Below are 15245 nucleotides of genomic sequence, written 5' to 3' on the forward strand. Positions count from 1 at the left end.
GAATGCCTCATGACTCGCTTGTCTGGACACAACTATATTGGCGGCGGCCGCAGCGCACAGGGTGAGGTGCAACTGCACAGCCTGGATGCCGACAGTGGCCAAGCCCTGCCGGGAAGCTTCTTCCAGGCGACTGCGGCAGAAGTGGATGCTGCGGCCCGGGCCGCCGCGCAGGCCTTCCCGCTGTACCGCAACCTCAGCGCCGAGAGGCGCGCCCAGTTTCTCGATGCCATTGCCGATGAACTGGATCGTCTCGGCGATGACTTCATCGCCACCGTCTGCCGGGAAACCGCCTTGCCCGCTGCGCGTATCCAGGGCGAGCGTGGGCGTACCAGCGGCCAGTTGCGCTTGTTCGCCAGGGTCCTGCGTCGGGGTGACTTCTATGCCGCACGCATCGATCGCGCCTTGCCCGAGCGCCAGCCGCTGCCGCGCCCGGACTTGCGCCAGTACCATATCGGCCTGGGCCCGGTGGCGGTATTCGGTGCGAGCAACTTTCCCCTGGCGTTTTCCACGGCCGGTGGCGACACCGCTGCGGCCCTGGCCGCCGGTTGCCCGGTGGTGTTCAAGGCCCACAGCGGACACATGGCGACCGCCGAGTGGGTGGCCGACGCGATCATCCGTGCGGCGCAGCGCAGCGAGATGCCCGCCGGGGTGTTCAACATGATCTACGGCGCCGGGGTCGGGGAGTGGCTGGTCAAGCACCCGGCGATCCAGGCAGTGGGCTTTACCGGCTCCCTCAAGGGCGGCAACGCTTTGTGTCAGATGGCTGCGAACCGGCCGCAGCCGATCCCGGTGTTCGCCGAGATGTCGAGCATCAACCCGGTGATCCTGCTGCCCGAGGCACTCAGGGTCCGGGGCGCGCGGATCGCCGCCGAACTGGCGGGCTCGGTGACCTTGGGCGCGGGTCAGTTCTGTACCAATCCGGGCCTGATCATCGGCCTGCGCTCGCCGCAGTTCAGCGCCTTTCTCCAAGCGTTCAGCGCGCAGATGGACCAGCAGGCGCCGCAGACCATGCTCAACAGCGGCACGCTGGCCAGCTACTGCCGGGGTGTTGAAGCCTTGCACCAGCATCCCCGCCTGCGGCACCTGGCGGGTCGGCCACAACAGGGCGCCCAGGCACAGGCTCAGCTATTCCAGGCTGATGTCAGCCTGTTGCTGGAGGGGGATGAACGGCTTCAGGAGGAAGTCTTCGGCCCAGCCAGCATCGTCATCGAAGTGGCTGATTGGAGCGAGCTGGCGGCGGCCTTGCAGGGGCTGCGCGGGCAACTGACCGCGACCCTGATCGGCGAGGAGCCGGAGTTGCTGGAGCATCGCTGGTTGACCGAGACCCTGCAGGACAAGGTCGGTCGGCTGTTGCTCAACGGTTATCCGACCGGGGTCGAAGTCTGCGATGCCATGGTTCATGGCGGGCCTTACCCGGCCACTTCCGATGCCCGGGGCACCTCGGTGGGCAGTCTGGCGATCGAGCGCTTCCTGCGGCCGGTGTGTTTCCAGAACTACCCGGACGCGCTGTTGCCCGAAGCCCTGCGCAATGCCAACCCGTTGGGTATTCGGCGTCTGGTGGATGGCGAAATGAGCAACGCCGCGCTTTAGGCTCCGTAGCCGCTGCCGAGCTCCGGCGAGGCTGCGAAAAGGCCCGCAGGGCCTTGCTTGACGGTCTGCTGCCGAACCTTGTACGGGCGCCAGATGGCCGCGTCTGCTGCGTCGCAATGCCGCCCAAGCCGTTCGCCGCCTGCGGCAGCGGCTACACGACCCGCGCTAGCCGTGGCCACAAGAGCCACGGGTCAGCGAGCGCTGCTCGTGACCGTGGGCCGCAGCACCAGCCACAGGGCGGCGCCAATCAGCGCGCCGCCATACAGATGCGCCATGGACAGCGGCTCATCCAGCAGCAAGGCCCCCCACAACACGCCGAACGGCGGAATCATGAAGGTCACGGTCATTGATCGCACCGGACCGATGGCGCTGAGCAGACGGAAATACAGCACATAGGCAAACGCCGTGCAGCCCAGCCCCAAGCCCAGCAGCGACAGCCACACGCTCCAGCCACCCCAACTGGCTGGCGGCTGGCTGATGGCGTTGTAGGCGAACAGGGGCAACAGCAGCAGGGTGGCACCGAGCATGCTGCCCAGCGCCGAGAGGCGACTGTCCAGGCCGCCGGCCTGATCCAGCCAGCGCCGCGCGAGGAAGCCGGCAAAGCCGTAGCAGGTGGTGGCCATCAGGCAGGACAGGGCGCCCAGCAGCAGTTCATGGTCGAAGGCCACGGGGCCGGCGCGGGTCAGGATGCCGACGCCGAACAGGCCCAGGCAGACGCCGGCGATCTTGCTCAGGCTCAGCCGCTCATGAAAGAACAGCCCGCCGATCAACACCCCCATCAAGGGCGTGGTGGCATTGAAGATCGCCGAGTAGCCGGCAGGCAGCACCTGGGCTGCCACCGAATACATCGTTGCCGGTATGCCTGAGTTGATCACACCGAGCAGCAACACGGTCTTGAGCTTGCCGCGAAAATTCCAGTCGACCCGCATCAGCGCCAGCATGACCAGCAGCCCGAGCGCGGCAATCGACACCCGGAAAAACGCCGTGGGTACGCTGCCCAGCACCGGGGCGATGATGCGCATGAATAAAAAGCTCGCGCCCCAGATGGCGGCCAGCGACAACAGACGCAGGAGATCGACAAGTCTCACGGAAGGATCCTTCGGTTTGAGGGCGGGGATCTTGCCCAGCGCTGGCGGGCATGGCAAACCTTATTGGCGCACAGGGCGAAGAAACCCGGCACTGGGTTTGTTGTGTCCCACGATCCGCCACACAAGCCTGGGGAGCAGGGCGACTGCCGGGTCATTTTCCGGCGTACGCTTGATCACAAAAATACGCTTCTCCTCAAGCCGTTTCACTGGCTAAGCTCTGGCATCGTAAATTCCCGCAGAGGTCTACTTATGCCGCAGTCATGGCCCGCCGCCGATATCGCTCGAATGATCCTCGATGGCTTCGACGACTACCGCGAGCATTTTCGCCAGATCACCGACGGTGCCCGGCAACGCTTCGAGCAGGCGCAATGGCAGGAAGCGCAGAGGGCCTCGGCGGCGCGGATCAACCTGTATGAGGAAAAGGTCGGGGAAACCGTGGCCCGGTTGCACCAGTCCTTCAGCGACGATGCGTTGATGGATGTCGGCCAGTGGCCCCTGGTGAAAAGCGCCTACATCAGCCTGATCGACCTGCGTTTTGACGATGAGCTGTCCGAGACCTGGTACAACTCGATCTTCTGCGGGCTGTTCAGCCATGACCTGATCAGCGACGGCTGCATGTTCATCCACACCACCCGGCCCAGCCTGCGCCGGGCCCGGGCCGCGCAGACCCGCAGCTACCACCCCAAGGGCAACCTGCCGGCGATGCTCGAGCAGGTGTTCGCCGACTACCGCTTCAGCGAGGACTATGCCGACCTGCCGGGCGACCTGCGGCGCCTGGAGGCGCAACTGCGGGAGAACCTGCCGGACTGGGTGTGCAAGGACCCGGAGTTGACCCTGGAGCTGTTCTCCTCGGTGCTCTATCGCAACAAGGGCGCTTACCTGGTGGGGCGTATCTTCACCCACGAAGAGCAATGGCCCCTGGTGATCCCGCTGCTGCATCGTGAAGGCCGGGGCATCCAGATCGATGCGCTGATCACCGACGAAGCCGATGTCTCGATCATCTTCTCCTTCACCCGCTCGTATTTCATGGTGGATGTGCCAGTGCCGGCGGAGTTCATCGGCTTTCTCAAGCGCATCCTGCCGGGCAAGCACATCGCCGAGCTGTACACCTCCATCGGCTTCTACAAGCACGGCAAGTCGGAGTTCTACCGCGCCCTGATCAACCACCTGGCCAGCACCGATGACCGTTTCATCATGGCTCCCGGTGTGCGCGGCATGGTCATGAGCGTGTTCACCCTGCCGGGCTTCAACACCGTGTTCAAGATCATCAAGGACCGCTTCTCGCCGTCGAAGAACGTCGACCGGGCCACGGTGATCGAGAAGTACCGGTTGGTGAAAAGCGTCGACCGGGTCGGGCGCATGGCCGATACCCAGGAGTTCGCCGATTTCCGCTTCCCCCTGAGCAAGTTCGACCCGGCCTGCCTTGAGGAACTGTTGGAAGTGGCGCCGTCCACCGTGGCCGTGGAAGACCAGACCGTGCTGATCCGCCACTGCTGGACCGAGCGCCGCATGACCCCGCTCAACCTCTACCTGGAGCACGCCAACCCGGATCAGGTCCGCGAGGCTCTGGAGGACTACGGCCTGGCGATCAAGCAACTGGCGGCAGCCAACATCTTCCCCGGCGACATGCTGCTGAAAAACTTCGGCGTGACCCGTCACGGCCGGGTGGTGTTCTACGACTACGACGAGATCTGCTACCTCACCGAAGCCAACTTCCGTCACATTCCGGCGCCCCGTACGCCGGAGGACGAGATGGCTTCCGAGCCCTGGTATTCCATCGGCCCCCACGACGTGTTTCCCGAGGAGTTCCCGCCGTTCCTGTTCGCCGATGCCGGCCAGCGCAAGCTGTTCGACCAGCTGCACGGCGAGCTGTACAACGCCGACTACTGGAAGGGCCTGCAGGACGCCATCCGCGCCGGCAAGATCATCGATGTCTTCCCTTACCGGCGCAAAGGCCTGGAAGACGAATAGAAGTGCAGGAGCCGGCGTGCCAGCGAAGGTGCCCGTGAGGACGCCTTCGCCGGCACGCCGGCTCCTACGTATTGCCTGCGCTTTTCTGCGACAATCGCGCCCTGCCTACATAGACGACATTTTGCGTACCTGATGACTTCCGAATCGCCTGCAATCGACCAACTGTTGAAAAACCTCGATCAAGCCATGCTCGCCGACCGCCACCGGTTGCGTCGGCAGTTGCTTGAACTGCGCAAGAAGCCCGACGAGGCCAAGCTCGCCCAGTGGCTGGAGCGGATGCAGGCGTCGTGCAACCTAGTGACGGCGCGGCGCGACAGCGTGCCGCTGATCCGCTATGACGACAGCCTGCCGATCGCCGCCAAGCGCGACGAGATCAAGGAGGCGCTGCTCAAGCATCAGGTGCTGATCATTGCCGGTGAGACCGGCTCGGGCAAAACCACCCAGTTGCCGAAGATCTGCCTGGAGATCGGCCGCGGCCAGCACGGTCTGATCGGCCATACCCAGCCCCGGCGGATCGCTGCCCGCAGCGTCGCCAGCCGAGTGGCCGAAGAACTGGCTACGCCCCTGGGTTCGCTGGTGGGTTACCAGGTGCGTTTCGAGGATCAGAGCGACTCCAGCACCCTGATCAAGTTGATGACCGACGGCATCCTGCTGGCGGAAACCCAGAACGACCGTTACCTGGAGCGCTACGACACGATCATCGTCGACGAGGCCCACGAGCGCAGTCTGAACATCGACTTCCTCCTCGGTTACCTCAAGACCCTGTTGCCTCGGCGTCCGGACCTGAAGGTCATCATCACCTCGGCCACCATCGACCTGGAGCGTTTCTCCAAGCACTTCGATAACGCGCCGATCGTCGAAGTCTCTGGCCGCACCTTTCCGGTGGAAACCTGGTATCGCCCCCTGACCCTGGAGCAGGACGAGGAGGGCAACCGGGTCGAGGACGACCTGACGGTGGACCAGGCGATCCTCGCCACCCTGGATGAAATCGCCGCCTACGAGCGCAGCGAACGCCGCAGTCCCGGAGACGTGCTGGTGTTCCTGCCGGGGGAGCGGGAAATTCGCGACGCCGCGGACATGCTGCGCAAGGCTCAGCTCAAGCACACCGAGATCCTGCCGCTGTACGCGCGCCTGTCGCCGGCGGAACAGCAGCGGATCTTCCAGTCCCACCCGGGCCGGCGGGTGGTGCTGGCGACCAACGTTGCGGAAACCTCGCTGACCGTGCCGGGCATTCGCTATGTGATCGACAGCGGCACTGCACGCATCAGCCGCTACAGCTACCGGGCCAAGGTCCAGCGCCTGCCCATCGAGGCGGTGTCCCAGGCCAGCGCCAACCAGCGTAAAGGCCGTTGTGGCCGGGTCGAGCCGGGGATCTGCGTGCGCCTGTACAGCGAGGAAGATTTCCTCGGCCGGCCGGAGTTCACCGATCCGGAAATCCTGCGTACCAACCTGGCGGCGGTGATCCTGCAGATGCTCCATCTGCGCCTGGGGGAAATCACCGCCTTCCCGTTTATCGAGCCGCCGGATGGCAAGGCCATCAGCGACGGTTTCAACCTGCTGCAAGAACTCTCGGCAGTGGACCGCAACAGTCAGTTGACGCCCCTGGGCCGGCAACTGGCGCGGCTGCCGGTGGACCCGCGCATGGGCCGCATGCTGCTCGAAGCGGCCAAGCTCGGCAGCCTGCAGGAAGTGCTGATCGTTGCCAGTGCCATGTCGATCCAGGACCCTCGCGAACGTCCGCCGGAGCGTCAGCAAGCCGCCGACCAGGCCCATGCACAGTGGAAGGACGTGGATTCGGACTTCGCCGGGCTGGTCAATCTGTGGCGCGGCTTTGAAGAGCAGCGCCAGGCCCTGACCGCCAGCCCGCTGCGCAACTGGTGCCGCAAGAATTTCCTGAATTACCTGCGCCTGCGGGAATGGCGCGATTCGCACCGGCAGCTGAGCCTGATCTGCCGCGACCTGCAACTGAGCCTGAACAAGGAACCGGCGGACTACCCGAAACTGCACAAGGCGGTGCTGGTGGGCCTGCTGAGCCAGATCGGCCAGAAGACCGAAGACGGCGACTACCTCGGTGCCCGGCAGCGACGTTTCTGGATTCACCCGTCCTCGGGCCTGGGCAAGAAGCGCCCGCAATGGCTGATGACTGCCGAGCTGGTGGAGACCACCAAGCTCTATGCGCGCATGGTGGCCAAGATCGAGCCCGACTGGATCGAGCCCCTGGCCGGCCACCTGGTGAAGAAGAACCACTTCGAACCCCATTGGGAGAAGAAGCGTGGCCAGGTGGTGGCCTACGAGCAGATCACCCTGTTCGGGCTGATCGTGGTCGGCCGTCGGCCGGTGCATTACGGGCCAGTGGACCCGGTGGTGTCCCGCGAGTTGTTTATCCGCGAAGCCCTGGTGCGCGGTGAGATCCAGTCCAAGGCCAAGTGCCTGAGCGCCAACACCCAGTTGCTGGAACAGCTCGACGCCTTGGAGGCCAAGGCTCGGCGCCGGGACATCCTGGCGGACGAGGAAACCCTGTTCGCCTTCTACGACGAGCGCCTGCCGGCGGAGATCCACCAGACCGCGACCTTCGACAGTTGGTACCGGGTCCACAGCCAGAAGAACCCGCAGCTGTTGATCATGCGCGAAGAAGACGTGCTGGCCCGCGAGGCCAGTGAAGTCACCGCCAAGCAGTACCCGGACACCCTGCATATTGGCGATCTGGAACTGGCCCTGAGTTATCACTTCGAGCCCAACCACCCCCGGGACGGCGTGACCCTGCGGGTGCCGGCGCCCCTGCTGCCGGCGCTGCCCGCCGAACGCCTGGAATGGCTGGTGCCGGGGTTGATCGAGGCCAAGTGCATCGCCCTGGTGCGCAACCTGCCCAAGGCCCTGCGCAAAAACTTCGTGCCAGTGCCGGACTTCGTCAAGGCGGCCTTGCAGCGCATGGTCTTCGCCGAAGGTTCGTTGCCCCAGGCCCTGGGCCGCGAACTGTTGCGCATGACCGGCGCCCGGGTCAGCGACGAGGCCTGGAGCGAGGCCGCGCAGCAGGTGGAGAGCCACCTGCGGATGAACCTGGAAATCGTCGACGCCCAGGGCAAGTTCCTTGGCGAAGGTCGCGACCTGGCCGAACTGACCGCGCGTTTTGCCGAAGCCAGCCAGGCCGCCCTGGCCGTGCCGCAAACCGCCAAGAGCCAGCAGCCGGTGGAGGCCCGTGTGTTTGCCGCGGTCGCGGAAAAGACCCAGCAGAAGATCGCCGGACTGTCGATGACGGTGTACCCGGCCCTGGTGGAAGAGGCGGGGACGGTCAAGGAAGGGCGTTTCTCCACCGCCGCCGAGGCCGAATTCCAGCATCGCCGGGCCCTGCAGCGCCTGCTGTTGCAGCAATTGGCCGAACCGGCCAAGTTCCTGCGCGGCAAGCTGCCGGGGCTGACTGAGCTGGGCCTGCTGTACCGTGAACTGGGCCGGGTCGATGCCCTGGTGGAGGACATCCTCCTGGCCAGCCTCGACAGCTGCATCCTCGACGGCGAAGCCTCGCTGCCTCGCGATGGCGCGGGCCTGGCGTCCCTGGCCGAGCGCAAACGCGGCGCCTGGACCGAGCACGCCGAGCGTCTGGCACGCCTGACCCTGGAGATTCTCAAGCTTTGGCACGGCCTGCAAAAACGCTTCAAGGGCAAGATCGACCTGGCCCAGGCGGTGGCCCTCAACGACATCAAGTCGCAGTTGGCGAATCTGGTGTACCCGGGCTTTGTCCGGGAAACCCCGGCCCTGTGGCTCAAGGAACTGCCGCGCTACCTCAAGGCGGTGGAACTGCGTTTCGAGAAACTCGGCAGCCAGCTGCAGAAGGATCGGGTCTGGAGCACTGAGCTGGCGGGCCTGTGGAGCCAGTACCAGACCCGGGCGCAGAAGCATGCCCAGGAAGGCAAGCGCGACCCGCAACTGGAGCTGTATCGCTGGTGGCTGGAGGAATACCGGGTGTCCTTGTTTGCCCAGCAACTGGGGACCAAGGTGCCGATTTCCGACAAACGCCTGAACAAGCAGTGGAGCCAGGTCGAAGCCTGAGCCCATGCAGGCGCCGGCTCCCCAGCGAAGGTGTCTGCGTGGGCAACTCAAGGCTCCAAGGCCCCTTCGCCGTCAAGCCGGCGCCCACCGGGCACACTGCAATTGCGGCGAAATGCCGGTGTTTATGGCAAACTCCGCCGTCATAAATACCGGCCCTGTTGTTCTGTACCCCAGGCAAACGGGCGGATCGGAATAAAGCGATGCCAGGAAGGCTCCCACCAGCGGGGCAGTCCGTTTATGGTTTGGCACGGCGGTGCCAAGACCTTCTGCCTCATCACACTAGAGGAACGACCGTGCATAACGTCGTCATCAGCGGCACCGGCCTGTTTACCCCGGCCAACAGCATTTCCAACGAAGAGCTGGTGGAATCTTTCAATGCCTACGTCCACCAGTTCAACAGCGACAACGCCGCGGCCATCGAGCGGGGCGAGGTGCAGGCCCTGACCGAATCCAACGCCGCTTTCATTGAAAAGGCCTCGGGGATCAAAAGTCGCTTCGTCATGGACAAGGACGGCATCCTCGACCCGCAACGCATGGCTCCGCGCCTGCCGGAACGTTCCAACGACGAATGGTCGGTGCTTTGCCAGATGGCGGTCGCCGCCGCCGAACAGGCCCTGCAACGGGCCGGCAAGACCGCCGCCGACATCGACGGGGTGATCGTTGCCTGTTCCAACCTGCAGCGTGCCTATCCGGCCATCGCCATCGAAGTCCAGGCCGCCCTGGGCATCCAGGGCTTCGGCTTTGACATGAACGTGGCCTGTTCTTCGGCGACCTTCGGCATCCAGGCTGCCTGCAACAGCGTGCAACTGGGCCAGGCCCGGGCCATCCTGATGGTCAACCCGGAAGTCTGCACCGGACACCTGAACTTCCGTGACCGCGACAGCCACTTCATCTTCGGCGACGCCGCCACCGCGGTGATCATCGAGCGTGCCGACCTCGCCACCTCGGCCCAGCAGTTCGAGATCGTCAGCACCAAGTTGCTGACCCAGTTCTCCAACAACATCCGCAACAACTTCGGTTTCCTCAACCGCGCGGCGGAAGAGGGCATAGGTGCCCGGGACAAGCTGTTCGTCCAGGAAGGCCGCAAGGTGTTCCGTGACGTTTGCCCGATGGTGGCCGAACTGATCGCGGCCCACCTGGAAGAGAACCAGCTCAATGTCGGCGACGTGAAGCGTTTCTGGCTGCACCAGGCCAACCTGAGCATGAACCACCTGATCGTCAAGAAACTCCTGGGCCGTGAAGCCACGGTGGAAGAGGCCCCGGTGATTCTCGACACTTACGCCAACACCAGTTCGGCCGGCTCGGTGATTGCCTTCCACAAGTACCAGGACGACCTGGCCAGCGGCTCCCTGGCCGTGCTCAGTTCCTTCGGCGCTGGCTACTCCATCGGCAGCGTACTGCTGCGCAAGCGTTGATCTAGGCTGATGCGGGTGTGGCGCAGGGCCGGGTTGGCGCGTCATACCCTCTCAAACCTGCATGATTGAACGAGGCACGAATGGCTGCTGCTGATGACACGCAACTGCTAGAGCGCCTTTTGGCGGGTGAGCAAAAGGCATACAAGGAACTGGTCAGTACCTACCAGAGCGCTATGCGCGCGGTGGCTTACGCCATTGTCGGCAACCGCCATGCCGATGAAGTGGTACAGGACGCCTGGTTGTCGGTGGTGCGCAATCTGTCAGGGTTTCAGGGGCGTTCCAGCCTCAAGACCTGGCTGCTGACCATCACGTCCAACGCGGCCAAGGGCCGTTACAAACAGAATCGCCGGGAAGTCCTGCTGGATGATTTGCCCGCCCCCCACGGCACCGTGGGCGATGAGCGTTTCTCTTCCAGCGATGGCCACTGGCTGGTGGCGCCCTTCGCCTGGCACGAAGACACCCCGGAGGCCCTGCTGACCGAGTCCGAGCTGCGTGACTGCCTGGAGCACACCCTGCTCAGCCTCTCGGAACTGCAAAGCAGCGTCCTGCTGTTGCGCGAACGTCAGGGGTTGGAACTGGAAGAAATCTGTAATCTTTTGGGGCTCACGCTCTCCAATGTACGGGTGCTGTTGCACCGGGCGCGTTTGAAAGTCTTCGCCACCGTGGAGCATTTTGAGGAAACCGGCCAATGCTGACCTGTAAGGAACAAGTGGCACGTTCCAGCGACTACCTGGACGGCCAGCTGAGTTTTCGCGAGCGCCTGATGGTTCGCCATCATCTGCTGTTCTGCCCCAATTGCCGGCGTTTCATTCGTCAGATGCGCCTGCTCCAGGCCACCTTGCGGGTGCTTCCCGAGCCGCCTCTGGAAGGCCTGGACGAACTGGCCGAACGCCTGGCTGCCGAGCACAAGCGCGACCTCTGACCTTTGCCCCCATGCGGATGCCGCTGTGCATCCGCATCTGTCATCAATCGGTCATCCGATCGAAGGTGACAGCCCTGTAATGTCCCCCCATTCCCCCGCAAACCCTGGCGAAAGCGCTCTAGCACGGGCTTTTTGCCTTATTGCATTTCGAAGTAAAAAAGTTCCCCTGTAATTAAATCTTTATCTATCAGCAACCCGGCTGAAATAACCCATCGCCAAGATTCCCACCCAACACCAGCGGGCCAACCCCGCGTGTTTTCCAACGCTACAGACCACCAATTAGGGGAACTCTTCGATGATCCGTAAGCACTTCGCCGGTTTTGCCGCCAGCGCCCTGGCCCTGGCAGTAACCGCCCAGGCTTTCGCTGGCACCGTCACCACCGACGGCGCCGATATCGTAGTCAAAACCAAGGGCGGCCTTGAGGTTGCTACCACCGACTCCGCATTCAGCTTCAAGCTGGGCGGTCGTCTGCAAGCCGACTATGGCCGTTTCGACGGGTTCTACACCAAGAATGGTGATACCGGCGACGGCGCCTACTTCCGCCGCGCCTATCTGGAATTGGGCGGCACCGCCTACAAGGATTGGAAATACCAGATCAGCTACGACTTCTCCCACAACTCAGGCACCTCCGATGACGGTTACTTCGACGAGGCATCCATCTCTTATGTGGGCTTCAAGCCGGTGACCATTCGCGCCGGTCGTTTCGACGCCGACTTCGGTCTGGAGAAGGCCACCAGCTCCAAGTGGGTCACCTCCATGGAGCGTAACGCCGCCTACGAGCTGGCCGACTGGATCAACTCCCACGAGAACGGCATGGGGCTGCAGGTCAGCTCGGTGGTGGCCGACATGGCTTACCTGTCCGGCAGCGTCTCGGCCAAGGACATCAACGACAGCGATGGCGACAGCGTCAAGCAGCTCAACGCCCGTGCCGTGTTTGCACCGCTGCATGAAACCGGCAACGTCCTGCACTTCGGCCTGGACTTCGCCAGCCGCGATCTGGGCGATACCGCTTTCGACTCGCGGATTCGTCCTCGCCTGGGCGTGCGTGGCATCGCCACCAACGGCGGCAACGATGCCGGCGCCAACGGCAACCGCGCTACCTTCGGCGGTGGCGTGGGCCTGAACGCCTCGAACCTGACGACAGCAGGCGCTTATGACAATGACCGAGTGTTCGGCGGCGAGTTCGCCTTCGCCAGTGGCCCGTTCTCGGCCCAGGCGGAATACCTGACTCGCAAGCTCAAAGCCGACAGCAACGCTTACAAGGACGTCAAGGCCAACGGTTTCTACGGCCAACTGGCCTACACCCTGACCGGCGAATCCCGGGTCTACAAACTCGATGGCGCCAAGTTCGACACCATCAAGCCGGAAAACAAGCAGTACGGTGCCTGGGAAGTGTTCTACCGCTACGACAACATCAAGGTTGATGACAAGAACATCGTCGCCGCCACCGCTACCCGTGAAGTTGGCGATGCCAAGGCCAACATGAACACCATCGGGGTCAACTGGTACGCCAACGAGGCGATCAAGGTGTCCGCCAACTACATCAAGGTCAGCACCGACAAGATCAGCAACAGCGTTGGCGATGACAGTGGCGACGCCCTGGTGGCTCGCGTGCAGTACGTGTTCTAAGGCTGTTGCAACATCCAGGTAGAGCTCTTTCTCATCCGTTATAGCTCCTCTCGTTTTGACCCCGCTGCGGCGGGGTTTTTTTTTGCCCGAATACGGCAATACGCTGTTTCTGGAGTGAAGGTTATAGCGATCGAAGGACGCTAGTTAGCCCCTTGGCAGGCGTCAAATTTAAAAAATAAATAGCCTCTGGATAGTTCCCGTCGAGTTTATTTTCGCTGTTGAAATCCGCCATCAATCGCTCTCGCTACAGCCGTTGGCGAAAGTGCTCATGGGCCAGTCGATACGGGGCAATGGTGGATGAGGCGAGGGCGTCGATATGGTTTTTTTTCTGGAGTGATTTTCTTTCTTAAATAATATTACGGTTTTTTAGAATGAAATTAGTGCGGTTGACAGTCTCGGAATGGCTATGGAAGTATCAAAAAAGATTTCAGATCAAGCATTGGGAAAGTTGTCTGAAAGATAGTGTTCTACACGGAGTTTTGTAGAGCTGGTCAGGCTGATTGTTGTCAGGGAAGTTAGAGCTTTAACCGGATTGTTAATACGCTGGTGGCCGGCGCTGGTTGGTTTGGTCATGCCCCGGCCCGATAAGCCCTTCAAGGAAGTGAAGGGTGGGGCAGAGTCATTAAGTACCCCTGTACCGGGGGTCGCAAGGGATTGCTGACATGACGAAAGTTGAACTTTACGACCCGACACTTCGGGACGGTAATCATGCGCTCGGGCACCGCCTTGGCCTGGAGGACATCAGTGCCTATTGCCGCGCCGTGGATGCCTGTGGGCTCTATTGCGTGGAGGTCGGCCATGGCAACGGCCTGGGGGCTTCGTCCCTGCAGTTGGGACTGGCTCCCCACAGTGATGAAGCGATGCTGAGCACCGCCCGGGAAGCCTTGCAGCAGACCCGCCTGGGAATTCATGCGATTCCCGGGTTCGCCAGGATCGATCATCTGCACATGGCCATCGAGCAGGGGGTGGATGTGCTGCGCATCGCCTGCCATTGCACCGAGGCCGATATCACCGCGCGCTACATCGACTTCGTCAAGTCACGGGGCGCCGAGGCCCAAGGCGTGCTGATGATGACCCACATGGCCAGTGCCCGGACCCTGCTGGAGCAGGCCCGACTGCAGGTCAGCTACGGCGCCGACGCCATTGTGCTGATGGATTCCGCCGGGGCCTACATGGAGCAGGACGCCTTTGAAAAGGTCTCGCTGCTGGCCCAGGAGTTGCCGGTGCCCATAGGTTTTCACGGGCATAACAACCTGGGGCTGGCGGTGGCCAACAGCCTGAGTGCGGTCAGGGCCGGAGCCCGGTTGCTCGACGGCACCATCAATGGCCTCGGCGCCGGCGCCGGCAATACCCCCTTGGAAGTGTTGTGCGCGGCGCTGATGAAGCTCGGTCTGGTGGACGAGGCTCGGGCCTTTGCCATGATCGTCGCCTCGGAGCAGAGCACGGACCGGATCAAGAGCGCCCAGCCCCATATCAGTGCCATGAACATTGTCAGCGGTTTGTACGGGGTGTTCTCGGGGTTTGAAAAACCGGTGTTGAAGGCCGCACAACAACATGGTGTCGCGGCGCTGGATATATATCGCGTGCTGGGCAAAAGAAAAGTAGTGGCAGGTCAGGAAGACCTGATTATTGAAGTTGCGATGAATCTGGCCAAGGCGCTGTGAATTCAACTGACTTCCCATAAGCAAGGAGAGCGCTTTATGGTACTTAGAGTCGCGATATTAGGCAGCGGTAATATTGGCTGTGATCTTCTGTTGAAGGTCATGCGCAGTTCTTATTTGCGCTGTGATTATTTTATTGGGCGCAATCAACAGTCGGCGGGGCTGGACTATGCCGCAAAACTGGGAGTGCGTTGTGATCATCGCGGTATTGATAAGTTAGTTGAACATCTCGATGAAGTTGATGTGGTGTTCGATGCCAGCAGTGCCCAGGCCCATGTGCAACATGCCCAAGTGTTGGAGGGGCAGGGCAAGTTGCTGATCAACCTGACTCCGGCCGATACCGGCGTCTGGTGTGTGCCCACGATCAATTCGAGCACGTTGCGGGATGTAGAGAACCTCAACATGGTCACCTGCGGTGGCCAGGCCTCCCTGCCGATCGTGCACGCGCTGCGGCGCACCGGGCAGCACCTGAACTACGTGGAGGCGGTGTCGTCGATTTCCGCCCGCAGTGCCGGCGCCGCAACCCGGCTGAATGTGAACGAGTACCTGTGCACCACGGAGAAGGCCCTCAAGCATTTCTCCGGCGCCCCGAGCGTCAAGTCGATCCTCAACATCAATCCGGCCGATCCGCCGGTGGACATGCAGACCACGGTCTTCGCCCTGATAGACAAACCGGACATGGCCGAGCTGCGGCACAGTGTCCGCGTGATGCTCGATCAGGTGCGCCAGTACATGCCCGGCTACTCGCTGATCATGGAACCCAGCCTGATCGACGGCAAAGTGGTGACCATGGTCCGGGCCAGGGGGGCAGGGGACTACTTGCCGGCCTATGCGGGCAATCTGGACATCATCACCAGTGCGGCAGTCCGGGCCGCCGAAGATCGTTGCCGGAACTGAACCCAGGACGGGTTCGAGGTTTATCTC

At 62.6% G+C, this 15245-nt stretch carries 10 protein-coding genes; 9 read left to right on the forward strand and 1 reads right to left on the reverse strand.

Features of this window, described 5'->3' with window-relative positions; genetic code table 11:
* Positions 1-9 precede the first annotated feature (9 nt).
* Positions 10-1590 carry an aldehyde dehydrogenase (NADP(+)) gene (locus PQT43_RS04010; RefSeq protein ID WP_272753537.1) on the forward strand — a complete coding sequence of 527 codons (1581 nt, stop codon included), beginning with the start codon at positions 10-12 and terminating at the stop codon, positions 1588-1590.
* A 191-nt stretch (positions 1591-1781) separates the two neighbouring features.
* Here the strand turns inward: PQT43_RS04010 and PQT43_RS04015 are convergent, their stop codons facing one another.
* Positions 1782-2678 (reverse strand): DMT family transporter, encoded by an 897-nt coding sequence (locus PQT43_RS04015; protein WP_170001317.1) that lies wholly within the window; start codon positions 2676-2678, stop codon positions 1782-1784.
* Positions 2679-2927: 249 nt separating this feature from the next.
* On the opposite strand from PQT43_RS04015, the gene aceK reads away from it, so the two are divergent.
* From aceK to PQT43_RS04055, 8 genes are all read left to right on the forward strand, one after another.
* Complete coding sequence (gene aceK / locus PQT43_RS04020) at positions 2928-4649, forward strand: bifunctional isocitrate dehydrogenase kinase/phosphatase (RefSeq protein ID WP_110651930.1); 1722 nt, start codon at positions 2928-2930, stop codon at positions 4647-4649.
* A gap of 132 nt (positions 4650-4781) precedes the next feature.
* Positions 4782-8693 carry an ATP-dependent RNA helicase HrpA gene (hrpA, locus tag PQT43_RS04025; RefSeq protein ID WP_272753538.1) on the forward strand — a complete coding sequence of 1304 codons (3912 nt, stop codon included), beginning with the start codon at positions 4782-4784 and terminating at the stop codon, positions 8691-8693.
* A gap of 293 nt (positions 8694-8986) precedes the next feature.
* Positions 8987-10108 carry a beta-ketoacyl-ACP synthase III gene (locus PQT43_RS04030; RefSeq protein ID WP_102861661.1) on the forward strand — a complete coding sequence of 374 codons (1122 nt, stop codon included), beginning with the start codon at positions 8987-8989 and terminating at the stop codon, positions 10106-10108.
* Between the two features lie 80 nt (positions 10109-10188).
* Complete coding sequence (locus PQT43_RS04035) at positions 10189-10803, forward strand: RNA polymerase sigma factor (RefSeq protein ID WP_102861662.1); 615 nt, start codon at positions 10189-10191, stop codon at positions 10801-10803.
* Complete coding sequence (locus PQT43_RS04040; protein WP_102861663.1) at positions 10797-11030, forward strand: anti-sigma factor family protein; 234 nt, start codon at positions 10797-10799, stop codon at positions 11028-11030. Before PQT43_RS04035 ends, PQT43_RS04040 begins: the two co-directional genes overlap by 7 nt.
* 295 nt (positions 11031-11325) lie before the next feature.
* On the forward strand, positions 11326-12660 hold the full coding sequence (locus tag PQT43_RS04045) for an OprO/OprP family phosphate-selective porin (protein ID WP_102878782.1): 1335 nt from the start codon (positions 11326-11328) through the stop codon (positions 12658-12660).
* A 662-nt stretch (positions 12661-13322) separates the two neighbouring features.
* Complete coding sequence (gene dmpG / locus PQT43_RS04050; RefSeq protein ID WP_110595115.1) at positions 13323-14324, forward strand: 4-hydroxy-2-oxovalerate aldolase; 1002 nt, start codon at positions 13323-13325, stop codon at positions 14322-14324.
* A 36-nt stretch (positions 14325-14360) separates the two neighbouring features.
* Positions 14361-15218, forward strand: a complete 858-nt coding sequence (locus PQT43_RS04055; RefSeq protein ID WP_102878784.1) for an acetaldehyde dehydrogenase (acetylating) — start codon at positions 14361-14363, stop codon at positions 15216-15218.
* Positions 15219-15245 lie beyond the last annotated feature (27 nt).

Source organism: Pseudomonas sp. BLCC-B112 (assembly GCF_028550695.1).
Classification (GTDB): domain Bacteria; phylum Pseudomonadota; class Gammaproteobacteria; order Pseudomonadales; family Pseudomonadaceae; genus Aquipseudomonas; species Aquipseudomonas danubii.

Excerpts from the sequence above, each read along its gene's own strand:
- PQT43_RS04010 (WP_272753537.1), top strand. The coding sequence starts at position 10 with ATGACTCGCTTGTCTGGACACAACTATATTGGCGGCGGCCGCAGCGCA.
- PQT43_RS04055 (WP_102878784.1), top strand. The coding sequence starts at position 14,361 with ATGGTACTTAGAGTCGCGATATTAGGCAGCGGTAATATTGGCTGTGAT.
- dmpG (WP_110595115.1), top strand. The coding sequence starts at position 13,323 with ATGACGAAAGTTGAACTTTACGACCCGACACTTCGGGACGGTAATCAT.
- aceK (WP_110651930.1), top strand. The coding sequence starts at position 2,928 with ATGCCGCAGTCATGGCCCGCCGCCGATATCGCTCGAATGATCCTCGAT.
- PQT43_RS04035 (WP_102861662.1), top strand. The coding sequence starts at position 10,189 with ATGGCTGCTGCTGATGACACGCAACTGCTAGAGCGCCTTTTGGCGGGT.
- PQT43_RS04040 (WP_102861663.1), top strand. The coding sequence starts at position 10,797 with ATGCTGACCTGTAAGGAACAAGTGGCACGTTCCAGCGACTACCTGGAC.
- PQT43_RS04045 (WP_102878782.1), top strand. The coding sequence starts at position 11,326 with ATGATCCGTAAGCACTTCGCCGGTTTTGCCGCCAGCGCCCTGGCCCTG.
- hrpA (WP_272753538.1), top strand. The coding sequence starts at position 4,782 with ATGACTTCCGAATCGCCTGCAATCGACCAACTGTTGAAAAACCTCGAT.